Annotated in this window: 22 protein-coding genes and 3 tRNA genes; 3 read left to right on the forward strand and 22 right to left on the reverse strand. The window is 54.4% G+C overall.

Annotated features, from left to right (window positions below):
* The 5 genes from BUA65_RS00015 to BUA65_RS00035 all read right to left on the reverse strand — a co-directional run.
* A partial coding sequence (locus tag BUA65_RS00015; RefSeq protein WP_439328926.1) for an electron transfer flavoprotein subunit beta/FixA family protein occupies positions 1-317 on the reverse strand: 317 nt, incomplete at its 3' end.
* Positions 318-457: 140 nt separating this feature from the next.
* The gene (locus tag BUA65_RS00020) at positions 458-1,999 is read right to left on the reverse strand and encodes an acyl-CoA carboxylase subunit beta (RefSeq protein WP_072866731.1); all 1,542 of its coding nucleotides are present in this window, start codon (positions 1,997-1,999) and stop codon (positions 458-460) included.
* A 24-nt stretch (positions 2,000-2,023) separates the two neighbouring features.
* Complete coding sequence (gene acd / locus BUA65_RS00025; RefSeq protein WP_072866732.1) at positions 2,024-3,187, reverse strand: glutaryl-CoA dehydrogenase Acd; 1,164 nt, start codon at positions 3,185-3,187, stop codon at positions 2,024-2,026.
* Complete coding sequence (locus tag BUA65_RS00030; RefSeq protein ID WP_165613160.1) at positions 3,184-3,999, reverse strand: IclR family transcriptional regulator; 816 nt, start codon at positions 3,997-3,999, stop codon at positions 3,184-3,186. The genes acd and BUA65_RS00030 overlap by 4 nt, the downstream gene beginning before the upstream one ends.
* A 156-nt stretch (positions 4,000-4,155) precedes the next feature.
* Positions 4,156-5,358, reverse strand: a complete 1,203-nt coding sequence (locus BUA65_RS00035; RefSeq protein WP_072866734.1) for a CaiB/BaiF CoA transferase family protein — start codon at positions 5,356-5,358, stop codon at positions 4,156-4,158.
* A 259-nt stretch (positions 5,359-5,617) separates the two neighbouring features.
* On the opposite strand from BUA65_RS00035, the gene BUA65_RS18940 reads away from it, so the two are divergent.
* From BUA65_RS18940 to BUA65_RS00050, 3 genes are read left to right on the forward strand one after another with little or no spacing between them, the layout of a single operon-like run.
* Positions 5,618-5,833: a helix-turn-helix domain-containing protein gene (locus BUA65_RS18940; RefSeq protein ID WP_084061908.1), complete on the forward strand. Its 216-nt coding sequence runs from the start codon at positions 5,618-5,620 to the stop codon at positions 5,831-5,833.
* Entirely contained in the window at positions 5,830-6,030 is a 201-nt protein-coding gene (locus BUA65_RS00045; RefSeq protein WP_072866736.1) for a type II toxin-antitoxin system HicA family toxin, read from the forward strand. Before BUA65_RS18940 ends, BUA65_RS00045 begins: the two co-directional genes overlap by 4 nt.
* Positions 6,027-6,236 (forward strand): type II toxin-antitoxin system HicB family antitoxin, encoded by a 210-nt coding sequence (locus BUA65_RS00050; protein ID WP_072866737.1) that lies wholly within the window; start codon positions 6,027-6,029, stop codon positions 6,234-6,236. The genes BUA65_RS00045 and BUA65_RS00050 overlap by 4 nt, the downstream gene beginning before the upstream one ends.
* A 137-nt stretch (positions 6,237-6,373) precedes the next feature.
* Here BUA65_RS00050 and BUA65_RS00055 read toward each other — a convergent pair.
* The 17 genes from BUA65_RS00055 to recO all read right to left on the reverse strand — a co-directional run bounded on the left by BUA65_RS00055 (position 6,374) and on the right by recO (position 22,706).
* Positions 6,374-6,449, reverse strand: a tRNA-Val gene (locus BUA65_RS00055).
* Between the two features lie 3 nt (positions 6,450-6,452).
* A tRNA-Glu gene (locus tag BUA65_RS00060) sits at positions 6,453-6,528 on the reverse strand.
* 108 nt (positions 6,529-6,636) lie between these two features.
* A tRNA-Ile gene (locus tag BUA65_RS00065) sits at positions 6,637-6,712 on the reverse strand.
* A gap of 110 nt (positions 6,713-6,822) precedes the next feature.
* Positions 6,823-7,923, reverse strand: a complete 1,101-nt coding sequence (gene rpoD / locus BUA65_RS00070; protein WP_207543829.1) for an RNA polymerase sigma factor RpoD — start codon at positions 7,921-7,923, stop codon at positions 6,823-6,825.
* Positions 7,889-9,700: a DNA primase gene (dnaG, locus tag BUA65_RS00075; RefSeq protein ID WP_072866739.1), complete on the reverse strand. Its 1,812-nt coding sequence runs from the start codon at positions 9,698-9,700 to the stop codon at positions 7,889-7,891. Before dnaG ends, rpoD begins: the two co-directional genes overlap by 35 nt.
* A 122-nt stretch (positions 9,701-9,822) precedes the next feature.
* Positions 9,823-10,827, reverse strand: coding sequence for a deoxyguanosinetriphosphate triphosphohydrolase (locus BUA65_RS00080; RefSeq protein ID WP_072866940.1), 1,005 nt, complete (start codon positions 10,825-10,827; stop codon positions 9,823-9,825).
* Positions 10,828-10,887: 60 nt separating this feature from the next.
* Complete coding sequence (locus BUA65_RS00085) at positions 10,888-11,505, reverse strand: flavodoxin family protein (RefSeq protein ID WP_072866740.1); 618 nt, start codon at positions 11,503-11,505, stop codon at positions 10,888-10,890.
* A 109-nt stretch (positions 11,506-11,614) separates the two neighbouring features.
* The gene (gene thpR / locus BUA65_RS00090) at positions 11,615-12,196 is read right to left on the reverse strand and encodes an RNA 2',3'-cyclic phosphodiesterase (protein ID WP_084061912.1); all 582 of its coding nucleotides are present in this window, start codon (positions 12,194-12,196) and stop codon (positions 11,615-11,617) included.
* Positions 12,189-13,202 carry an HD domain-containing phosphohydrolase gene (locus BUA65_RS00095; RefSeq protein WP_072866942.1) on the reverse strand — a complete coding sequence of 338 codons (1,014 nt, stop codon included), beginning with the start codon at positions 13,200-13,202 and terminating at the stop codon, positions 12,189-12,191. The genes thpR and BUA65_RS00095 overlap by 8 nt, the downstream gene beginning before the upstream one ends.
* 230 nt (positions 13,203-13,432) lie before the next feature.
* Positions 13,433-16,075, reverse strand: coding sequence for a pyruvate, phosphate dikinase (gene ppdK, locus BUA65_RS00100; RefSeq protein WP_072866741.1), 2,643 nt, complete (start codon positions 16,073-16,075; stop codon positions 13,433-13,435).
* Positions 16,065-16,871, reverse strand: coding sequence for a pyruvate, water dikinase regulatory protein (locus BUA65_RS00105; RefSeq protein WP_242656171.1), 807 nt, complete (start codon positions 16,869-16,871; stop codon positions 16,065-16,067). The genes ppdK and BUA65_RS00105 overlap by 11 nt, the downstream gene beginning before the upstream one ends.
* 40 nt (positions 16,872-16,911) lie before the next feature.
* Complete coding sequence (gene ccpN, locus BUA65_RS00110; RefSeq protein WP_013823652.1) at positions 16,912-17,550, reverse strand: transcriptional regulator CcpN; 639 nt, start codon at positions 17,548-17,550, stop codon at positions 16,912-16,914.
* A 112-nt stretch (positions 17,551-17,662) separates the two neighbouring features.
* The gene (glyS, locus tag BUA65_RS00115) at positions 17,663-19,768 is read right to left on the reverse strand and encodes a glycine--tRNA ligase subunit beta (protein WP_072866742.1); all 2,106 of its coding nucleotides are present in this window, start codon (positions 19,766-19,768) and stop codon (positions 17,663-17,665) included.
* Between the two features lie 42 nt (positions 19,769-19,810).
* Positions 19,811-20,680, reverse strand: a complete 870-nt coding sequence (gene glyQ / locus BUA65_RS00120) for a glycine--tRNA ligase subunit alpha (RefSeq protein WP_072866743.1) — start codon at positions 20,678-20,680, stop codon at positions 19,811-19,813.
* Positions 20,681-20,729: 49 nt separating this feature from the next.
* Positions 20,730-21,059, reverse strand: a complete 330-nt coding sequence (locus BUA65_RS00125; RefSeq protein WP_072866744.1) for a tRNA-binding protein — start codon at positions 21,057-21,059, stop codon at positions 20,730-20,732.
* Positions 21,060-21,454: 395 nt separating this feature from the next.
* Positions 21,455-21,901 carry a DUF4342 domain-containing protein gene (locus BUA65_RS00130; RefSeq protein ID WP_072866745.1) on the reverse strand — a complete coding sequence of 149 codons (447 nt, stop codon included), beginning with the start codon at positions 21,899-21,901 and terminating at the stop codon, positions 21,455-21,457.
* A 58-nt stretch (positions 21,902-21,959) separates the two neighbouring features.
* Positions 21,960-22,706 carry a DNA repair protein RecO gene (gene recO, locus BUA65_RS00135; protein WP_072866746.1) on the reverse strand — a complete coding sequence of 249 codons (747 nt, stop codon included), beginning with the start codon at positions 22,704-22,706 and terminating at the stop codon, positions 21,960-21,962.
* Positions 22,707-22,813 lie beyond the last annotated feature (107 nt).

The following is a 22,813-nucleotide window of genomic DNA, read 5'->3' on the forward strand; positions in this document are numbered from 1 at the left end:
CGGGATACGGCTTTGGCCAGGATGGTGGCCGTGGTGTATTCGTCTATTTCTTCCAATTCGGGGGTGATGAGCACAGCCCGGTCGGCGCCCATGGCCAGGGCCTGGCGCAGGACGTCCTGGGCCTTTGGCCCGCCCATGCTGACCACGGTTACTTCCCCTTTGGTTTTCTCCTTGATGCGCAGGGCTTCTTCTACGGCAAATTCATCGTAGGGGTTCATGATCAGGCTGACGCCTTCCGGGTTGATTTTGCCCTGCGCGTCGAGGGTGATTTTGGCTTCCGTGTCAAAGGTTTGCTTGGTGAATACTACTACCTTCATCTTCCCCCTCCTTAAACGTAAGAGCGGCGCAATTATATTGCAGGCGTAAATCTTCGGTGAATCAGGTTGGATGCGGTGCGCATCTTACGCGAAGCACTGGATTGGGCGAGGACGGCACCGCATCCTTGTCATAACTTTACCTACAGGTTAATGTTGGAGTACTTCCGCCAGGGTCTAACCACCTGTTTGTTTTCCAGGATATCCAGCGCTCTGGCGATATACTTCCTGGTATCGCTGGGCATGATGATATCGTCTATATAGCCGCGCTCTGCGCCGCGGTACGGGTTTTCATACATTTCACGGTATTGCTGGATTCTCTCGGCGGCTACTTTGGCCGGGTCTTCGGCATTTTTAATTTCCTTGGCAAAAATTACGCTGGCCGCCGTTTCCGCACCCACAATGGAGACCTGGGCTATGGGCCAGGCGTAGACCAGATCGGCCCCGGTGTCCTTGCAGCACATCCCCAGGTAGGCACCGGCAAAGGATTTGCGCAGAATTACCGTGACCTTGGGCACCGTGGCGTCGATGTAGGCGTAGAGCATTTTGGCCCCGTGCCTTAAGATCCCCCTGTGTTCTTCATAGGAACCAATCATGTAACCCGGGGTGTCGTGGAAGTTAACCAGGGGGATGTTGAACAGGTCGCAGAAGCGCACGAACCTGGCCACCTTGTCGGCAGCATCGCAGTTGATCACCCCACCCATATACAGGGGCTGGCTGGCCACAAGCCCCACCGTCCGGCCGGCAATCCTGCCGAAACCCACAATCACGTTGGGCGCAAAATCTTTCAGGATCTCAAAGAAAACCCCGTTGTCCACTATTTTATAGATCACCTGGTGCATGTCATAGGGTATGTGGCCTTCCTCGGGCACCAATCCGTCCAGTTCGGGAATGATCCTTTCGGCCTCGTCGCCGGTATCCACCCGGGGCGGCTTCTCCCGGTTGTTTTGCGGCAGGTAGCTCAAAAGCTCTTTGGTCTTGTCCAGACAGTCCTTGTCATCTTCCACCACCACGTGGGTTTGTCCGGTCCTGGTGGCGTGGACATGCACGCCGCATAAGTTCTCCAGGCTAATCTCCTCACCAAGCTGGGTCTTCACAAAGGCCGGCCCGGCTATCCCCATGAAACCGGTCTTCTTGCACTGGAAGACAAAGTCCTGCATCACCGGGTGATAGGCCTGTCCTCCCAGGCAGGGCCCCATCAACAGGGCAATCTGGGGGATAATACCAGAGGCAAGGATTTGGGAACGAAACAACCAGGCATAGGCCTCCAGGGTGTCCATGCCTTCCTGGAGGCGGGCACCGCCGGAGTCATTCATACCCACAAAGGGTATGCCCATTTCCTTGGCCATGTCAATGGCCTGGGCGAATTTTTTTCCGTGGTATTCACCAAAAGTACCGGCCATGGAAGTATAATCTTCAGCCGCCACCATCACGTTCCGGCCGTTTACCTTACCGTAACCCACCACCACGCCTTCGGCCGGAACCTCCCTTTTATCCATCCCAAAGGCCGTGGTACGGTGTTTGACGAACATACCGATTTCCGTGAAGGTGCCGGGGTCAAAGAAATATTCTATCCTTTCCCGGGCCGTCCATTTGCCGGCTTTGTGCTGCTGTTCTACCGCCTTGGGGCCGCCCATTTGCAGGATTTTTTCCTTTTTCTCCTTCAGTTCCTGGTAGCGATCCATTTGAACTTCCTCCTCCAGACGTGATCAAGACGACCGGTTGGCCTTGCGATAACCCAGAGCATCCTGGGAGATAATGAGCTTGTGGATATTGCTGGTGCCCTCCACTATCTGATAATATTTGGCGTCACGGAAGAACCGGGCCACGGGGTATTCCTCGGAGTAGCCGTAGGCACTGTATATTCTCAAGGCATAATCAGCGCACTTATTGGCGGCTTCACTGGCAAAAAGCTTGGCCATGGAGGTTTCCAGGGTGCTGGGTACCCCCTTGTCCTTCAAGAATGCCGCCCGGTAGGTTAAAAGGCGGGCCGCCTCAATGTCCACGCACATTTGGGCAATCATGTCCTGGATCATCTGGAACTTGCCGATGGGCTGGCCAAACTGCTCCCTGGTATTGGCATATTCGATGGCGGCGTCAAGGCAGGCCTGGGCCACTCCCACTGCTCCCGCAGCTGAAGCCAGGCGGGTGTTGTCCAGTTGCTGCATGCAGATGGCAAATCCCTGGCCTTCCCGTCCCAGGAGGTTTTCTTTGGGCACCTTGCAGTTCTCAAAAGTAATGGTACCCACGGGCGAAGACCAGTTGCCCAGTTTTTCAGTTATCGCTTCTACGGTAATGCCTTCGCTCTTCAGGTCCACGATGAAGGCGGACATGCCCTTGGCCCGCTGGGAGGGATCGGTATAGGCGTAAACGAGGGCTATGTCGGCTACAGGCGCTAAAGAGATCCACATCTTGCTGCCGTTCAAAATATAATAATCTCCCTCTAAAACAGCACGGGCCTTCATGGACGCCACGTCGGATCCGGCGTTGGGTTCGGTCATGGCAAAACAACCTAACAGTTTGCCGCTGGTGAGCCCCGGCAGGTACTTTTGCTTCAGTTCTTCGCTGCCGTGACGCCAGATGGTAATGGCCGGGCCGAGGGTGTTGGCCGCAAATATGATGCGCAGGGAACTGTGCACCCGGGCTATTTCTTCGGCCAGAATGGCTAAAGCCAGGTAGCCTAGCCCGTTCCCGCCGTATTCTTCGGGAATAACGCAGCCTAAAAAGCCCAGTTCCCCCATCTTCTCCACCAGATCCCGGCGAAAGCGGTGTGCCTTGTCGTCGGCATCCACCGTGGGCAGCACTTCGCTCACAGCAAAATCGCGGGCCAGCCTTCTAATGTCCTGTAACTCTTCCGGTAAATCGAAGTTCATAAGATCTCCTCCCTGGCAGGAAATTCATTTTTGCCTTTAGTTAGCCCGAGCAACCCTGGACGACTGTGCCTGGAATAACCCAGTTTCTGGGATAAAGTTTCCGCAGCGCGCTTCACCTCCCTGATTAAAACCGGCAGCCGTTCTTCGGTAAAGCGGCTTTCTATGCCAATGATCCCTATGGAGGCCCTGACGGAACCGGAAAAATCGTAAACCGGTGCTGCTATACCTACGCCGTGGTCAAGGTAGTCGCCATAGGTGATGGCGTATCCCTGTTCCCGGATCTTTTTGATCTCTTCCAACAAAATTTTCGGGCTCAGGTGCTCCTGGTTATCTGACATTTCCTTGATGTACTGGTTAATAAAATCGTCATCCATGAAGGAAAGCAGGGCCTTCCTAGCCGCACCCCTGTGCAGGGGAACTTCCTTGCCAACCAGTTCCATTACTTTCACCGGATAAGGCCCTTCAAACCTTTCCAGGAAAATGCCCATCTTACCTTGAACAACGGTGAGGTAGGAATCTTCGCCGGTGCAAAGGGTAAGCTCCTTTAAAACGGGCAGGGCTGCTTTCCTTAAATCTAGCGTTCCCCTGACCTGCAGGCCCATCTTCAACAGCTGGGGACCCAACCGGTAATTTTTGGTTTCAGGATCCTGTTCGACTATCCCAAATTCTTTAAATGTTTGCAAAAAACGATGGATGGTACTGGGTGGAAAGCCTGTAAGGTGAAAAAGCTCCCTGATGGACAAGCCGTTTTCGGATCCCTTTTCTGAAATAGCCTGAAGAACAATCAGGCCCTTGCGCAGAGTGTTGCTCATCAGCATCAGACCATTCCATATATCGAAATTGATTCCGATAAATAGCTAAACGTATTTTTTTACTTAGACATTCCTTTCTGTTTCCCTGTAACCCGGCAAAAATATAAAAATTAAAGTTAATTTTCTGACCTCTAACTTCCGACCTCCGACTTCCATTTAGATTGCTCCGCACGCCTTCAGTTCCTCAATTTCGGCCGCAGTGTACCCCAAACTCGAGAGGATCTCGCTGGTGTGCTGGCCGAGAAGCGGCGGAGGTAGACGGTATTCAATGGACATTCCGGAGAAGTTCAAGGGACTGCCAAGCACCTTGACTTTCCCCGCTTTTTCATGATCCATTTCCACCACCATGCCCCGGTGCAAGACCTGGGGATGGGAAACCACTTCCGAGATGGCGTTGATCATCCCGCAGGGAACCTTGTGCTCGTGCAGCAGGTTTACCCAGTAGCTGGCCTCTTTCTGAATGAAAATCTCAGCCAGTAGTTTCTCCAGCTCATCCCGGTGCTTTACCCTCATCTCGTTGGTCATGAACCGGGGATCGTCCACAAACTCGAGACCCAGAGCAGCGCAGAAACGCTGCCAGATGGCGTCGTTGCCCACGGCCAGGATGAAATACTTGTCCCTGGCGCGGAAAGCCCTGTACGGCACGATGGAAGGATGACCCGAGCCCATACGGATGGGATCTTTCCCGGACGCAAAATAGTTGCTGGCCATGTAGGTCAACCAGGAAACCTCCGTATCCAAGAGGGAGATGTCAATGTACTGGCCTTTGCCGGTTTCTTTACGGGCCATCAGAGCGCTTAAGATCCCAATAACGGCATACATGCCCGCTCCAATATCAATAATGGCCACGCCAATGCGTACGGGTTCGCCGTCCTTTTCCCCCGTGATGGACATCAGCCCGCCCTCACCCTGCATCAACAGGTCGTAAGCGGGGTGATCGCGGTAGGGGCCGTCCTGCCCATAACCGGACAGGGAACAGTAGATAATTTGCGGGTTAATTTCTTTAATCCGCTCATAATCTACACCCAGGCGCTGCACCGTTCCGGGCAGGAAGTTTTCAATCATCACATCGGCCTCTTTGGCCAGCCTGTAGATGATTTCCCGCCCTTTGGGCGACTTCATGTTAACGGTAATGCTTTTCTTGTTCCTGTTGACGCTTAAGAAATAGGCGCTTTCCCCGTTAACAAAGGGAGGGCCCCAGCTCCGGGTCTCATCGCCGACCCCTGGCATCTCCACCTTGATCACTTCCGCCCCCAGGTCACCCAGAATCATGGTGCAGAAAGGCCCCGTCAGGACGCGGGAAATATCCAGCACCTTGATCCCTTCCAGGGGCAATTTCGCCTTTTTTTCCGCCGCCATGCCGTCTCCCCTCCTTGTTCCAAATAATAAAACGGGTTCCAACAGATGAGTTATTATTTAGACGAACATTTGGGTTTTCCTGCTGTTATGACAAAAATTTTTACGAAGTGTGCCTATTTAGCCCATAAGTACCATCACACCCCATGTCGCCTGCTCCCTTGATCACCACCAGCGGCCGCCCTGTTTTGCAAAATGTTTTATTGTTTTCAGGATTGTATTTGGTATAATCTAAGCAAAAGGAGGGATACTCCTTGGTTGTTTGGAGACTGCACGAGATAATGGCAAGCAAAGGCTTAAGATTGCGGAGGTAGCACGAAGCACAGGCTTGGCCTGGGACACCGTGGCGGCAATTTATCACGGGAAAGCAAAGGGTATCAGTCCGGAAACTATCGATGCCCTTTGTGAAGCCCTTAACTGCCAGCCGGGTGATTTGCTGGTTTATGTTCCTGATGGAAAAGGGAGCAAACAAAGTTGAAAGTCAGGGGCGTGATTAAAATGCTCCAGGAAGACGGCTGGTACCTGCTGGCGCAGAAAGGCAGCCACCGCCAGTTCAAGCACCCTACGAAGCCCGGCCGGGTGACCATAGCCGGGCACCCCGGTGACGACATCGCCCCAGGGACTTTAAACAGTATTTTAAAACAGGCCGGATTGAAAGGGAGGCATGAAAAGTGAGGCGTTACCTTGTGGTCATTGAGAAGGCCAACGGCAATTATTCGGCATACATCCCGGACGTGCCGGGATGCGTGGCCACCGGCAAGACGGCAGAAGAAGCTAAAGTAAATATAGCCGAAGCTTTGAAAATGCACCTTGAGGGGCTGGCCGAAGACGGCTTGCCCGTGCCGGAACCCAAGGCGGAAACCGATTACGTGACGGCTTAAACTTGCGTGGCAGCTATTGCACTGGTGTTCAACTGGAAACGCCAGGGGTTTGCCCCCTGGCGTTTCCCCTTGCAGTAATTTTACAGTAAAACCGGGTTTTGCAGTAACCCACAAAACCCGGTACCCCTTGATTTCACTGGTGGGCGATGACGGATTTGAACCGCCGACCCCATGCTTGTAAGGCATGTGCTCTCCCAGCTGAGCTAATCGCCCGTATGGTGACCCCAGCGGGATTCGAACCCGCGTTACCGCCGTGAAAGGGCGGTGTCTTAGACCACTTGACCATGGGGCCGTTTTAAGATATGAGATGTGAGAAGTGGGATGTGAGATTTGTTGTTGGCTTTGGCTTTGCCAAAGCCTTCTTAATCTCACTTCTCACTTCTCACCTCTCATTGCTCCCTGGTGGGCCCACCAGGACTCGAACCTGGAACCAGCCGGTTATGAGCCGGATGCTCTACCAATTGAGCTATAGGCCCACAAATTAATATGAGATGTGAGACCGGAGAACGGTGCATAAATGATTATACATAAAAACACAGCCCCGGTCAATGGCTTTGTGGAGAAAAATTATACCGGGGCTGGTGGTTTAATCTAAGTAGTCTTTAAGCTTCTTGCTGCGGCTGGGATGCCGCAGCTTGCGCAGAGTTTTCGCCTCAATTTGCCGGATCCGTTCCCGGGTCACCCCAAACTTCTGACCCACTTCCTCCAAAGTACGGGCGCGGCCGTCGTCCAGCCCAAAGCGCAGGCGCAGCACCTTTTGTTCCCGGTCGGTGAGGGTTTTCAGAACCTCCTCCAGTTGCTCCCGCAAGAGAGTATAAGAGGCCTCTTCCGCCGGCGCCCGGGCGTCCTGGTCCTCGATGAAATCCCCCAGGTGAGAATCTTCTTCCTCCCCAATAGGCGTTTCCAGGGAAACGGGTTCCTGGGCTATTTTCATGATCTCCCGCACCTTTTCCTCGGAAATGCCCATCTCCTTGGCGATTTCCTCCGGGGTTGGCTCCCGGCCCAGTTCCTGCAAAAGCTGGCGGGAAACCCGGATCAGCTTGTTGATGGTTTCCACCATGTGGACCGGTATCCGGATGGTCCTGGCCTGATCGGCGATGGCCCGCGTGATGGCCTGCCGGATCCACCACGTGGCATAAGTGCTGAACTTATATCCCTTGCGATAGTCAAATTTTTCTACCGCCTTGATCAGTCCCAGGTTGCCTTCCTGGATCAGATCTAAAAAGAGCATACCCCGGCCTACGTAACGCTTGGCTATGCTGACCACTAAACGCAGGTTGGCTTCCGCCAAACGTCGTTTCGCTTCCTCATCTCCCTGCTCCATGCGTTTGGCCAATTCGATTTCTTCTTCCGGGGTCAACAGGGGAATGCGCCCGATCTCTTTCAAGTACATCCTTACGGGATCGTCTATGGCGACCCCCTCGGGAATGGAAAGGTCCACATCCTCTTCTGCTGGCGGCTCCATAACGGCGTCATCTATAGGTTCCAGGTCCGGGATTTCCGGCACCACTTCGATACCCATACCGGCTAATTTTTCATAAATATCGTCAATTTGTTCCGGCGTTAAATCAATACCCTGCAAGGTATCCATAATCTCACTGTAGGTGAGGACGCCCCTTTTTTTACCCTTTTCGATTAATTCCCTGACACATTCAAGTTTGCTCAATTCGTCCCCCAATTTGCTCATTCCCCCTTTCCAACAAGGGTTTGCCGGTCTGTAACAGACTTTGCAGGTCACTTAAAATCCGGGCTACACGCCCCTGATCGCCAATCCTTTCGGCTTCAGCCAGTTCCTGTACCAGTCTTTCCCTTTTTTCCTGTATATTATTTCTTTGAATGGTACAAACAAGATCGGGAATTATTTTAACCGGGTCATCCCCGGGTATTTTTTCCATGAGCAATTGGCTTAATAAGTGTTGTTCTTCTTCATCCAATTCATGCATCCACGCAGCCGGATCAACCCGAACCGCTTCCCCCTCACGGCAGATAAACTGGTAAATCTGGCGTAAACCAGGGTCCCGGGGGAAGGATTCGCCCAGTTGCCGGCTAACCTCCCGCACATACCCGGGATAATGCAACAACAGCTGGACAAGGAGCAATTCCGCCTTATTTCGGGCGCTTGCTATTATATTATGCTTATTTTTAGCAATTTTATCCGGATTTAGCCATTTTTTTCCCGAGTCTCTACTAAATCGCTGTAAAGCATCTCTCACCGCTTCCCAGCTTAAGCTTAAACGGGCAGCCACCCGCTTAATACCCTCTTCTCGCTCCGCTTCTCCTGGCATGGCAGCCAGATTCGGCAGAACCTGGGCCAACAGGGAAGCGGCATCACCACCTTTTTTCGCTGCCTGGCTTAGCTTGTAATCCAACAGGGAGGCCGCCGTCTCGACCAACTGCCGCCACTTCTCCCCGCCATGCTGCTTGATATATTCATCTGGGTCTTTCCCCTCGGGAATGGTGACCACCCGCACGCGAAACCCAAGCTGTTGCAGAAGATCCAGCCCCCGGATAGTGGCAGCAATGCCTGCCGTATCAGCGTCATAAGCAATAACCACATCTTTGGTATAACGGGACAAAAGATGGCCCTGCTCTGCAGTGAGGCTGGTCCCCAGGGAAGCCACCGCATTGTGAATGCCGTGTTGGTGAGCGGTAATCACATCCATATAGCCTTCCATAATGATGGCGTAACCTTGTTCCCGGATGGCTGCCCGGGCCAGATGCAGGCCGAAAAGCAGTTGCCCCTTATTAAATACTATGGTCTCCGGGGTATTGAGGTACTTGGGCTGGCTGTCATCCAGTACCCGGCCCCCGAAGCCCACCACCCGCCCCTGGGCATTGCAAATGGGAAAGATCAGGCGGTTTCTAAACCGGTCGTAAAGCTTTCCCCGCTCCCCCCTGATCAAAAGACCCAATTCCACCGCCCGGTGAGAAGGGTAGTTGCGGGAGGCAAGAAACTGCAACAGGGCATCCCATCCGGGAGGAGCATAACCCAGTTGAAAAATCCCCTGGGTATGCCGGGACACCCCCCGCCTTTCCAGATAGCTGCGGGCTTCCCTCGCCTCCGGCCGGTGGATGAGAAAGTGGTGATAAAAATCCCGCACCATGGCGTTAATTTCCCAGGCCTGCTCCTCCAGCCAGGCCCGCGACCCCTCCCGGGGCCCGCCAGGACGCGGTACTGTTATGCCGGCCCGGTCCGCCAACCTGTATACCGCTTCTGGAAAAGTCAGGTTCTCTTGAAGCATCAAAAATTTAAAGACGTTGCCCCCAATTCCGCAGCCAAAACAGTAAAAGATCTGTTTGTCGGGGCTTACTGTGAAGGATGGGTCTCTCTCCTGGTGAAAGGGACAACTACCAACGTAGTTTTTGCCTTTCTTCTCCAGGCGAACATACTCACCGATTAGCTGAACAATATCGGTTGCCAGGCGGACGGATTCCACGACATCGGCAGGGATCAGGCCACCCATGGGAACCACCCTCCCAAACCCATCCCAGGGGCGTCACGTCCCTCTGTGAATGAGGTATTCGCTATCACTATAGATTTTCCTCCCCAGACCTTCGACAATTTTTCTACCCTTACGCCGTTAACCTATTCCGGCGTGGGAAAGGCCCGGGGAATAAAGAGACGGGAAAATTGGGTAATGGCGAAATGGTCGGTCATGCCCGCAATGTAATCACAAACTACCCTCTCCACCCCCACCTCATCAACCCTCTTGAGTTGCTCCGGAGGCAGCGCTTCCGGATGCTTGGTGAAGTAAAGGTAAAGGTACTGAACCACGTTTTTGGCTTTGGATTCCTCTCTTTTCGCCTCTGAACCAATGTAAACGTGGGCAAAAAGGAAAGAGCGCAACTCATCTGTGGCCTGCTGGACTTCAGGGCTCATGGAGATCACCGGTCTTTCCCAGCTGTTATTGATCAGATCCAGCACCATGGTGTTAATACGTTCCCGGTGCGTGCGTCCAAGAACGTCCAGGCAGGGCTTAGGCAGATCCTCCAGGGTAAGAATGCCACCCCGGATGGCGTCATCAATATCATGGTTAATATAAGCCACGCGGTCACAAATTTTTACCACCTGGCCTTCCAGGGTAAGCGGCCTTACCATGCCGGTGTGGTTTAAAATCCCGTCCCGGACTTCCCGGGTAAGGTTTAAACCCCTACCCCCTTCCAGTTCATCCACAATCCGCAAACTTTGCTCGTTATGACGAAACCCGGGAGGGAAGACTTCATTTAAAGCTTCTTCCCCGATATGACCAAAAGGTGTATGCCCCAGGTCATGGCCCAGGGCAATGGCCTCGGTAAGGTCTTCATTCAGACGCAGTGCTTTGGCCACCGTGCGGGAAATTTGAGCCACTTCGAGGGTATGGGTAAGCCTGGTACGGTAGTGATCCCCTTCGGGAATGATAAAAACCTGGGTTTTGCCCTTTAAACGGCGAAAACTTTTGGAATGGATGATCCGGTCCCGGTCCCGTTGAAAAGCCGTACGCACCTGACAGGGTTCCTCGGGGTACAGGCGACCGGCACTGGACGAACTGCAACAGGCATAGGGAGATAATTGCTGTTCCTCCAACCTTTCCGTGCGTTCCCGAATGTTCACCTTTATCACCCCGATGAAAAACCCCCGGAGCCACGGGGCAAAACCGGGGGTATGAAGTTTCTATCCGCCCGTTACCCGGGACCTGTCCCGCAGACCCCGGGTGGCCAGGGCGACTTCCACCACCCGCCGGGCCAGTATTCGCGCCCGCTGCAATCCCAAAGCATCCTCGCTGGCGGGATCCTGGGCACAGGCTCCTTGATGCCCAGCATCATCCTCCAGGTAGCCGTCCCCCACCACGGTCATCCCCTGGCAAAGCATCATGTCGTGCATGGCCCGTAAGGCGGTTTCCTGACCGCCAAAACGGGCACCGCCTACGGTTAATGCCCCACCGACAACATTTAAAAGAGCTTTCTCCCGGCGCAAGGGACGGGTACGGTCCCAAAAGGCCTTCAAGTGGGAGGACACGGTACTGAAATATACGGGACTGCCCATAATAATGCCATCGGCCTGGCGCATCAAATTAAACACGTCCTCCAGACGGGTTCCGGAAAAGCACTTCCCCGCACAGGGATCGGAGCAAACGACACAATAGGGGATTTTTAATTCCGCCAAAACTTCAGACACCTGACAAAAGACGAACTTTGCACCCGCCGCTTCTACTACTTCCCTGGTGGCCAGCAACATCTGGGCGGTACTGCCCGCCCGGCGAGGACTACCGTTAATAGCCAAAACCAGCATCTTCATACCCTCTCTTCAAGAACTTAAACTAAATTATTATACCTGAAAAAACAAATTTCCTTCCTTGAGATTTTTTAAAAAATATGCCTTGCTAAACGAATTTAGACCTTTAACGGCCTTTTAGACGAATTTGAGCCATCAAGGTATATATAGGGCCGCCGCGGGTAAGCTCGCTTTGCATTAAATCCACCGAAGCAACTTGGACCGTACCAAGGTGAGTGCAGGCATCGCCAAGTTCACGCACCTGCACCATCAATTCCGGCACCTTCCGGGGAGAACGCAACCTGGCCAGCGTTAAGTGGGGAGAAAAGGGTCGACCCGGCAAAGGTATCCCGAAAGGCACCATGGCCTCGCTCACCAACCGGTGGATTTCCCGCAACTCGTCCCCTCCGCCGGTGACACCGGTCCAGAGAACCCGGGGACGCCGGGGATCCGGGAACACGCCCAAACCACCCAACTGCACGGAAAAAGTCTTTTGGGTAAGCAAGACCCTTTGGGCCGCGGCAACAAGGTTATTGATCAGGGCAATCTCCACTTCCCCCAGAAAGTGGATAGTTAAATGCAGGTTTTCCCTTTCCACCCACTTGGCATCCGCCCCGGTTCCTTGTAACTGATTTTGGATCTTCCAAAGCCGCTCTTTAATTGTATCGGGAAGGTTTATGGCCCAGAAAAGCCGCATGGTTTTACCCATTCCCTCTCTCCTCTTCCCCGCCCTTATACTCACCCAAAATGCGCATAAAAGCCTCGACTACCCGAGGGTCAAATTGGCCCCCGGCGTTACGTTTTAATTCGTTGATGGCCACCGGCACCGGCAGTGCCTTGCGATAGCTGCGATCCGAGGTCATGGCATCAAAGGCATCGGCCACGGCCAGAATCCGGCTGAGCAGGGGAATTTCTTCACCCCGCAACCCCCGCGGGTAACCCCGCCCATCATAACGCTCATGGTGGGCCAGCACTACCGGAACTACATCCTCCAACCAGCTTATATGGGATAAAATAGTGGCTCCCTTTTCCGGATGTTGGGTAACCTGCTTAAATTCATCCGTTGTTAGAGCTCCCGGCTTGTTGAGAATATTTTCCGGTACGCCGATTTTACCCACGTCGTGCACGATACCGCATATGTAAGCCAGATCAACCTCTTTTTCGTCAAGCCCAAGGGCCTCCGCAATTAGGCGAGCATATTCCGCCACCTTTTCACTGTGTCCCATGGTGTATTGATCCCGGGCCCCAATGGCTTCGGCAAAGGCATAGATGGTTTCAAACTGCTCCGAGACGGTGGTCAGGCGGTTCATTACCGTTTCCTTTAACAACTTCCGGTCCCGGAGGAAATTGTAGTAAACGGCGCAGGCCCCCACCACCCCTCCATCCCGGTCCCGCAGGATAGAAGTATCCACCAGGAAAACTTTCGGCAGAACATGCAACGCGGTTTTTATTTCTTCCAGACGCAAAGAAAACTCGCGGCCCGTTTCCAGCGTTTCAATTAAAGCACTGGAATACCGCCCCTTGCGGTCAAATTTCTTTCCCTGAAAAAGAATGTCAATTAGGGGATGGGAAATAGCTTCTTCCTTATTTACCCCCAATTCCCTTTCAGAAGCACTGTTGAGATAAATCAAAAATCCCCCGTGATCAATAACCAGCACCGGACACGGCAAAGCTTCCAAAATCAGCCTGTCTAGCGATGCGCCTTCACCATCCATACCGGGTCCCCTTTCCCTTAAACGATAACTGCTATAATCTTTCTCTTTTTGTTTCTCTTTTTGTCGCCTTTTTCCTGTAACCAACCCCCTAAAATTATTAACCCTCCCAAAGGGAGGGCGCAGTATCGTCAGAAATGACCCTGGGCGGCCGGTTAATTTATCGCGGAAAGACGCACGTTCCTTCCGTGACCACCAGCCGCCCTCCTCACTACAGTTCTCAAGCGCTACTTTTAACAGTTCTTTACCCTGGCCTGGGCTGCGGCCAGGCGGGCAATGGGGACCCGGAAGGGAGAACAGCTGACATAGTTTAACCCGATGCGGTGGCAAAACTCAATGGAACTGGGCTCGCCGCCGTGTTCGCCGCAAATACCGATAACCAAATCGGGTTTGGTCTGGCGGCCCAAAGCCACGCACATTTTCATCAATTTGCCCACGCCGGCCTGGTCCAGAACGATGAAGGGGTTTTCCGGCAGGATCTTCTTCTCCACATACTCGTGCAAGAATTTGCCCTCGGCATCATCCCGGGAAAAACCAAAGGTGGTTTGGGTCAGGTCATTGGTGCCAAAGGAGAAGAAATCCGCTTCCCGGGCAATTTCATCGGCCAGCAGGGCCGCGCGGGGTATTTCAATCATCGTCCCCACGCTATACTCAAATTCCACGCCCGTTTCCTTCATTACCTGTTCAGCTACTTCGTCAACCAGCTGGCGAAGCAAAGCCAGCTCCCTGACCTCGCCAACCAGGGGAATTTCCACTTCCGGAAACACCTTTACGCCCTCTTTTACCAGCTGGACCGTAGCCTGGAAAATGGCTCTGGCCTGCATGGCATAAACCTCCGGGAAAGTTATGCCCAGGCGGCAGCCCCGGTGACCCAGCATGGGGTTGAATTCCGCCAGCACCCTTACTTTTTTCAGCAACTCCTCTTTCTTCCGCAGTTCTTCTTCATCGCCACCGGTGAGGCGCAGGCGGGTAATTTCCACCGCCAGTTCTTCCGCGTTGGGCAAAAATTCATGCAAGGGGGGATCCAGCAGGCGGATGGTCACCGGCAAACCCTCCATGGCTTTCAAAATGCCGTAAAAATCCCCCTGCTGCATGGGCAAAAGCTTATCCAGGGCGTCCTGCCGCTCCTGGGTGGTGGTGGCCAGGATCATGTCCTGTACTATGGGCAACCGGTCCGGAGCCATAAACATGTGTTCCGTGCGGGTCAGACCGATACCCTCGGCCCCAAAGGCACGGGCTTTAGCCGCATCTTCCGGAGTGTCCGCATTGGCCCTTACGCCCAGGGTGCGGATCTCATCGGCCCACTGCAACAGCTCAAGAAATTCGGGGGAAAGCTCGGGATCGATCAGCGGCACCTCCCCGAGAATTACCTGGCCGGTAGATCCGTCAATGGAAATGACATCTTCCTTCTTGACCACCAGGTCATTGACGCGAAACTCGCCGGCCTCGTAATCAATGCGTATGGCCTCACAGCCGCAAACGCAGGGCTTGCCCATACCGCGGGCCACTACTGCCGCATGGCTGGTCATTCCACCCCGGGAGGTGAGCACCCCCTGAGCAGCAACAATGCCGTGGATGTCGTCGGGAGTGGTTTCCGTACGGACAAGGATGACTTTTTCACCCTGATTGCCCAGCACTTCAGCCTCATCGGCGTCAAATACAACCTTACCGCTGGCCGCACCAGGAGAAGCAGGCAAGCCTTTGGCAATAACCTTTACGCTGCCCCGGGGATCGATACGGCGGTGCAACAGCTGATCCAGCTGGGCGGGCTCCACCCGCATGATGGCCTCTTCTTTGCTGATCAATCCCTCATGGACCATATCCACGGCAATTTTTACGGCCGCCTGGGCAGTGCGCTTACCGGTACGGGTCTGCAAAATGTAAAGCCTGCTCCGCTCAATGGTAAATTCGATGTCCTGCATGTTCCGGTAATGTTTCTCCAGACGCTCGCATATGGAGGCAAACTGCTGGTAAACAGCGGGCATTTCCACCTTTAAATCGGAAATTGGCCGCGGTGTCCGGATGCCCGCCACCACATCTTCACCCTGGGCGTTAATCAAATATTCCCCGTAAAGCTCCCGGGCACCGGTGGCTGGATCCCGGGTAAAGGCTACCCCGGTACCGCAATCATCCCCCAGGTTGCCAAAGACCATCACCTGGATGTTAACGGCAGTACCCAGGTCATCGGGAATTTTGTTGATCCGGCGGTAGACAATAGCCCGGTCGTTGTTCCAGGAGTTAAATACGGCATAAATGGCCATGAAAAGCTGCTCCATGGGGTCCTGGGGGAAGGGCTGTCCGGTCTCCCGTTCGATTAAGGCCCTGTACTCCGCGACCACCTGTTCCAGATCTTCAGCCGGCAATTCCTGGTCGAGGGCCACCCCCCGGCGCTCCTTGTATCTTTCCAAGATCCGTTCAAACTTGGCATGTTCAATGCCCAGAACCACATCGCCAAACATATTCAGGAAACGGCGGTAGCAGTCAAAGGCAAACCGCCGGTCGGCGGCCCGGCCCAGGCCTTCCACCGTTTCATCGTTTAATCCCAGATTGAGCACTGTATCCATCATCCCGGGCATGGATACTGGAGCACCGGAGCGCACGCTCACCAGCAAGGGATTGGCAGGGTCGCCAAACCGCTTGCCCGTTTTTTCCTCCAGCACACGTATCTTTTCCCGCACCTGTTCCTCCATCCCGGGAGGAAACCGCCGGTCATTAACGTAAAACTCCTTGCAGGCCTCCGTGGTAATAATCATGCCGGGCGGGACAGGCAGGCCTATGTTGGTCATCTCCGCCAGATTCGCCCCTTTGCCGCCGAGCAGATTTTTCATGTCCGCGCGGCCCTCTTCAAACAGGTAGACATACTTTTTACTTGACATGCCTTTCCCCCCTGTAATAAATTTCCAGCACGCGGCTGGCCGTTTCCTCTACTGCCTTGTTGGTAACGTCAATGACAGAACATTTTACCCGGCGCATGATTTCTTCCGCGTACTCCAGTTCCTGTAGTATGCGTTCCATGCTGGCGTAATTTGCCTTGGAAGCAAGCCCCAGAGCTTTCAGACGTTCCCGACGGATTTCATTTAGCTGCTGGGGTTGGATGGTTAAACCGATTACCCGGTGAGGCGGCAATTTAAAGATTTCTTCCGGTGGCGCCACCTCCGGCACCAGGGGAACATTGGCCGCCTTTATGGCCTTGTGGGCCAGGTACATGCACAAGGGAGTTTTAGAAGTCCGGCTGACGCCAATCACCACCACGTCCGCCCGTAAAATTCCCCGGGGATCTTTTCCGTCATCGTACTTTACAGCAAATTCCACTGCTTCCACTTTACGAAAATAATCATCGTCGACACGGCGGACCAGGCCGGGTTCCAATTTCGGTCTTAGACCCCCTACCCGGGTCAGGGCGTCCAACATGGGGGTCAATATGTCCACAGTAGGTATGTTGTATTTACTCGCTTCCCTTTCCAAAGCTTCCCGTAACTCCGGAACAACCAGGGTATAAGCTATGACACTGGGCCTGGTACTGGCCTCCTGCACAATTTCGACAATTTCTTCCACATCATGCACAAAGGGCACCCGGTGGATATCCCCTATACCGGAGTTGAACTGGCTGGCCGCCGCCCGGGCCACCAACTCCGCCGTTTCACCAATGGAATCGGAGATGATGTAAATCACCGGGTGTGTATTACTGGTCGTGGTAATGGTTACCTCCCCCTTAGTTTCCTTCTCCCAGCTCAACAAAGAGGCGAGTGATATTAGTCTTGCTCAGGCGACCGATAACTTCCAGGTCCTTGTTTTTGTCGCCCCCCTCAACCGGGCGTACCACGGGCAGGGCATCCACTTCGTGGGTAATTAGTTTCTTGGCTGCCAACCAGACCGAATCATCAGGGCCCACGGTAATAACATTGGGCATACGGGTCATTACCACACCCACGGGTAATTTATGGATATCCTGCCCCCCCAGGGTGATCTTCAACAGATCCTTCCGCGAGATAACCCCCTCCAAAATCCCTCCCTCCCGGACCACAATCAGTGTCCCCACGTCCTCAATGAACATGGTGACCACCGCATCGTATACCGAACAATGCTCCGAAACAACCACAGGTACGGACTTTACTTCTCCCACCTTGATGCGGTGAAGCTTTTCGGCAATCACCTTGTTCGGGGTCTTGCCGCTGTAATAGTAGCCCACCCGGGGGCGGGCCTCCAGAAGCCCGGCCATGGTCAAAATAGCCATGTCGGGACGCAAAGTGGCCCGGGTGAGGGAGAGGCGCTCGGCAATCTGCTCACCGGTAATGGGACCTTCCTTTTTGACAATCTCCAGAATGGCTTCCTGTCGTTTGGAAAGTTCCAATTTCATCGCCCCTTAAAAGAGCAATTATGTTATACTAATCGGCCCACTTAAAGCAATGTTATATAATATTATATATTCGTCTTAGATTTTCCTCCTGCATCAAACCCAAAATTCATGTATACAATTTGTCCCCCGGTGCGGCAACCAGTTTGCTCAGATCGGCCACACCCAGGGCCAGGGTGGCCACTCCTTTAAGCAGGCTGAGACGGTTGTTCCGGATTTTCTCATCATCCACCATGACCATGACGGCATCAAAAAACTGATCTACTCCCGGCCGCAAAGAAGCCATGGCCGCCAACGCACCCCGGTAATCCCGGGCGGCCAGATTGCGGGCAACCTCTTCCTGTACTTCTTTTAATTTCTTGTACAGGGCTACTTCTGCCGGGTGCACGAGTACAGCCGGGTCCACCGTGGTGGAACCGTGCTTGCGGGATAAATTATGGGCGCGGGTAAAGGCCGTGAGCACTGCTTCAAAATGGGGTTCGTCCCGGAACGCCTCCACAGCCTGGGCGCGCTGCCAGGCGCCGGTGAGATCATCAAAACCGGCCGCCAACACCGCCTCCACCGTGTCGTAGGATAATCCCCGGTCGGCAAAAATTCCTTTCAAGCGCTGGGCGAAGAAGTCCATCAGGTGGGATATAACCTGTTCCCTTCTCAGCTTCAGTTCCACCCGCCCGCGGTACTGTTCGTAGGCCTGCTCAATCAAACCGCGCAAGGAAAGCACCAGTTCCCCCTCCAGGCAGATATGGCATATCCCCAGGGCCTGCCGGCGCAGGCCGTAGGGATCCTGGGAACCGGTGGGCTCGATGCCGATGGCAAAACAACCAACCAGGGTGTCCATTTTATCGGCCAGGCTCAATATCCGTCCCGGGGTACTTACCGGCAGCTCATCGCCGGAGAAACGGGGCAGGTAATGCTCGTAAATGGCCCGGGCAACCGCCGGATCCTCCCCGGAAGCCAGGGCGTATTCCCGACCCATGACGCCCTGCAATTCGGGAAATTCGTAGACCATGTTGGTAACCAGGTCGGCCTTGGCCAGGTATGCCGCCCGCAGCACCTGTTCCGTTTCTTTTTCGCCGACGGCAAAAACACGGGCCAGGTAACGGGACAAGCCGATAAGGCGTTCCACTTTGTCGTAGACCGTACCCAGACTTTCCTGCCAGACGACCTTTTTTAACGCCTCTACCCGTTGGGCCAGGGGTATGGCCAGATCTTCCTTCCAGAAGAAAGCGGCATCGGCCAGACGGGCCCGTAGCACCTTTTCATTTCCCGCCCTTATCGTATCCAGGTAGTCCTCATTACCGTTGCTGATGGCAATAAAGCGGGGCAGCAGTTTACCCCGGGCATCCCGCACGGGGAAATAACGCTGGTGTTCCCGCATGGGCGTTACCAGCACCTCGGCGGGCAACTGCAAAAAGCTCTCGTCAAAGCTGCCGCAAAGGGCTAAGGGATATTCCACCAGATTGGTTACTTCTGTCAGCAGTTCTTCGTCGGGCACTACCTGCCCGCCGGCTCCGGCTGCCAGCTCCTTCACCTGGTTCCAGATCATCTCCCGGCGCCGCTCAGGATCTACCACTACCCGGCCCCGCTCCATAACCTCGAAATACTTGCTGGCATGGGGGATTTCCAGAGGGCCCTGGCTTAAAAACCGGTGCCCGTAGGTAATCCGCCCGGACCGGAGACCGGCATAGGAGAAATCAATCACCTGATCACCGTAAAGGGCCACCAGCCAGCGAATGGGACGGGCAAAGCGCACCTCCAGGGTTCCCCAGCGCATGGGTTTGGGGAAGTGCAAACCAGCAATTAAAGAGGGGCAAAGCCCGGCCAGCACTTCCGTTGCGGGCCGACCCTCCTGACGCTTCACTGCAAATACATATTCCACGGGGCCCAGGTTTTTCACCACCAGCTGGGAAACATCCACCCCCTGGCTTTTCGCAAAACCCAGGGCCGCCCGGGTTGGCTCCCCGGCCGGATTGAAGGCCACTTTAACTGCCGGCCCTTTTACCTCCTGGATCAGGGATTCCTGCACACCGGCCAGGTTGTAGACGTAGAGGACCAGGCGCCGTGGGGTGCCACAGGTCTTAATTTCACCAAAGGGCAGCCGGTTCTCCCGCAACAGATTCACTGCCAGTTCCTTCAATTGTTCCAGGGCCGGGTTTAAAAACCGGGCCGGTATTTCTTCCATACCAATTTCCAGTAAGAAATCCTGGGTATGCATGGTTGTCCTCCCTCGATTATTAGTTATTAGTGTTTTTAACGGTTATTTCTTTAAAAGGGGGTAACCCATTTCTTCCCGCTGGGCCACATAGGCCTCGGCACAGGCCCGGGCCAAGCTGCGTACCCGGTGAATGAAGGCAGTGCGTTCGGTAACGCTGATGGCGCCCCGGGCATCCAGGAGGTTAAAGGTATGGGAGCATTTGAGCACATAATCGTACGCCGGCAGGACCAGGCCCTTTTCTACTATGCGCCGGGCCTCCCTTTCGTACATATCAAATAGCTTAAAAAGCATCTCTGTATCGGCCTCTTCAAAATTGTAACGGGAGTGTTCCACTTCGCCCCGGTGGTGTACGTCTCCGTAAGTCAGGCCGTTGACCCATTCGATGTCAAAAACATTGTCCTTGCCCTGGATAAACATGGCCAGCCGTTCCAAACCGTAGGTGATCTCCGCCGAAACGGGGCGGCAGTCCATGCCCCCGCATTGCTGGAAATAGGTGAACTGGGTGATCTCCATCCCGTCCAGCCATACCTCCCAACCCAGGCCCCAGGCACCCAGGGTGGGGGACTCCCAGTTGTCTTCCACAAAGCGGATATCGTGCTCCCGGGGGTTGATCCCTATGGCCGCCAGGCTGTCCAGGTATACCTCCACCACATCATCGGGGGAGGGCTTCAGGATAACCTGGTACTGATAGTAATGCTGCAGCCGGTTGGGATTTTCCCCGTAGCGGCCGTCGGTGGGCCGGCGGGAAGGCTCCACATAGGCCACCCTCCAGGGTTCGGGCCCTAAAACCCTGAGAAAAGTAGCCGGGTTCATCGTGCCGGCGCCCTTTTCCACATCGTAGGGCTGCTGGATAATGCAGTTTTGATCGGCCCAGAAACGGTTTAAAGCCAGGATCAAGTCTTGAAAGTTCATGTATACATTCCTCCCTGAGCTAGAGAAAAAAGTGATACTTAAGAAAAAATTAGAACACCCTTACTCCCAGGGGTACTTCCCGGTCGGGGTGCAACAAGGCTATATCGCCCTTTTCGTCGGGCACTCCCAGTACCAGGACTTCCGAAGGGAAACCGGCCACCCGCCGGGGCGGGAGGTTTACCACCGCCACCACCAGGCGACCTACCAGTTCCTCCGGACGATAAAGGGCGGTGATCTGGACACTGGACTTTTTTATTCCCAGGGGCCCAAAGTCAATAGTTAGTTTGTAGGCGGGCTTACGCGCTTCAGGAAATTCTTCCGCTTGCAGCACCCGCCCCACGCGCATGTCAACCGCCAAAAAATCTTCAATAGTGGCCATTATCCCACCCCTTTAAAAATTTAAACCCCCCGCCCGGGCAAACTAGGCCAGGGACGGGAGGTACTTCCCGCGGTTCCACCCTGTTTGGCCGCTACAAAAAGCGGCCCCCTCCTTTGGTGCAGGTTTTACTCACCGCCACCTGACACGGCGGCTTTCCTCCTGCCGCTCGGGAACCCCCTTCACACGGGTTCGTTTTACCGGGCTTCCACCTCTTCCCGGCTCTCTGTAAAAACTCCCCCGGCTACTCTTTCCCTCATCGCCGGATATGCTGTTGAACAATGTTAATTTACCAAATTGGCGAGGCAAAGTCAACGGGGACGCTTTTTCCCAGCGCCCCATTCCCCGCGGCCAGTTCCTCCTCCAACGGGAAGGCCGGAATCTCTTCAGGCCTCCCCTTACGTAGGGCCCGCCGGTTCCACATATTGTTCACCCTGACCCTCATTTTGCTGTTCTCCCCGGCCGGGTCGCTCAATTTCCAGGGTATAATTCTTGGCCATGGCCGTAACCGCCCCCAGAGCTCCCAAAACAGCCAGCTGGCTGCTGGCCAGAGTCCCCACCAGACCTAGAGCCCCCAGGGAAGCCGGTAGTTCCATGACCGTCCTTTCCCCCTGTTTTACCTTGATTTTAGTTTCCTGGCTCCGGTGAAAAAAATCCTTCAAGTGCTCCAAAAATTCCTGTCCCCGGTCCTGGAGCTTTTCCGTGATGTTTTTCCTCTCTTCTTCCAGGCGAATGAGAGCCTGCACCACATCTCCTCCGGCTGCATCCAGGGCCTCCTTGGCCTCCTTGTAACCCACCCCCAGGCGGGATCTGATTAAATCAATTTTTTCCAGCTCGCTGTTCATACAGCCATCCTCCCTGGTTCTTTTTATTTAACCATATTTAACCCGGGAGTCCGGCCATTTATACATGTTCCAGCAGTTCCAGAAATCGCGTGGATTTCATACGCCGGTCCAGATGGTACTCCAGGTGGCGGCGAAGCACTTCCTTCAACTCCTTGCGGGCAATCTCCCCCACCTGCAGCTGGTTGAGCTTGCCAGGATCCCAGCGCAAAAGAAGCCTTAGCAGTTCCACCGTACCCCGGCGACAGAGCAGACCGCCCTCGTTCCTGCCTGCACATGATGCACAAAGCACACCCCCTGCCCCGGCATGAAAAACCACTTCGCCGGCACTAATAGGACCCTGGCACAGGATACACCTTTCCAGGCAGGGCCGGTACCCCAGAATGGACAGCAGTTTTATTTCAAAGGCCCGGACCAGCAACTCGCCGTCTCCGCTGCCCAGGGCACGCAGTGTTCCCAGCAGCAGACCAAAAACCGCCTCGCTGGGCTCTTCTTCGACGGTCATGCCGTCCACCATCTCGGCCAGATAAACGGCATAGCCCAGTTTATCCAGCCGGTAACGCAGTTCCGGAAACATCTCTAAAAGCTCGCATTGGCTCACCGCATCCAGCCCGTTGCTCCGGCGGAGGAGAAACCGGGAATGGGAAAAGGGTTGCACGGCCCCCCGCTTACGGCTGGTAGGCTTGCACGCCCCGTAAGCCATCACCCGGATTTTTCCCTTTTCCCGGGAGAATAGCGTTAGCAACTGGTCGGCCTCCTGGATGTTTATGGATTTCAGGACCACGGCCCTGACCTTATATAATTTCACCCGGGCCCACACCCCCGCATGTCCGGAAAGACAAAATTCGTGTGCACAAGCCAAACAATATAATGAAAGTCTTCCCGTGGTTTACCATATATTTTACTGTATCACCT

The organism is Desulfofundulus thermosubterraneus DSM 16057 (genome assembly GCF_900142025.1).
Classification (GTDB): domain Bacteria; phylum Bacillota; class Desulfotomaculia; order Desulfotomaculales; family Desulfovirgulaceae; genus Desulfofundulus; species Desulfofundulus thermosubterraneus.

Excerpts from the sequence above, each read along its gene's own strand:
- BUA65_RS00020 (WP_072866731.1), bottom strand. The coding sequence starts at position 1,999 with ATGGATCGCTACCAGGAACTGAAGGAGAAAAAGGAAAAAATCCTGCAA.
- acd (WP_072866732.1), bottom strand. The coding sequence starts at position 3,187 with ATGAACTTCGATTTACCGGAAGAGTTACAGGACATTAGAAGGCTGGCC.
- BUA65_RS00030 (WP_165613160.1), bottom strand. The coding sequence starts at position 3,999 with ATGAGCAACACTCTGCGCAAGGGCCTGATTGTTCTTCAGGCTATTTCA.
- BUA65_RS00035 (WP_072866734.1), bottom strand. The coding sequence starts at position 5,358 with ATGGCGGCGGAAAAAAAGGCGAAATTGCCCCTGGAAGGGATCAAGGTG.
- rpoD (WP_207543829.1), bottom strand. The coding sequence starts at position 7,923 with ATGAGCAAATTGGGGGACGAATTGAGCAAACTTGAATGTGTCAGGGAA.
- dnaG (WP_072866739.1), bottom strand. The coding sequence starts at position 9,700 with ATGGGTGGCCTGATCCCTGCCGATGTCGTGGAATCCGTCCGCCTGGCA.
- BUA65_RS00085 (WP_072866740.1), bottom strand. The coding sequence starts at position 11,505 with ATGCTGGTTTTGGCTATTAACGGTAGTCCTCGCCGGGCGGGCAGTACC.
- thpR (WP_084061912.1), bottom strand. The coding sequence starts at position 12,196 with ATGGGTAAAACCATGCGGCTTTTCTGGGCCATAAACCTTCCCGATACA.
- BUA65_RS00095 (WP_072866942.1), bottom strand. The coding sequence starts at position 13,202 with ATGGATGGTGAAGGCGCATCGCTAGACAGGCTGATTTTGGAAGCTTTG.
- ppdK (WP_072866741.1), bottom strand. The coding sequence starts at position 16,075 with ATGTCAAGTAAAAAGTATGTCTACCTGTTTGAAGAGGGCCGCGCGGAC.
- glyS (WP_072866742.1), bottom strand. The coding sequence starts at position 19,768 with ATGCATACCCAGGATTTCTTACTGGAAATTGGTATGGAAGAAATACCG.
- glyQ (WP_072866743.1), bottom strand. The coding sequence starts at position 20,680 with ATGAACTTTCAAGACTTGATCCTGGCTTTAAACCGTTTCTGGGCCGAT.
- BUA65_RS00125 (WP_072866744.1), bottom strand. The coding sequence starts at position 21,059 with ATGGCCACTATTGAAGATTTTTTGGCGGTTGACATGCGCGTGGGGCGG.
- BUA65_RS00130 (WP_072866745.1), bottom strand. The coding sequence starts at position 21,901 with ATGAACAGCGAGCTGGAAAAAATTGATTTAATCAGATCCCGCCTGGGG.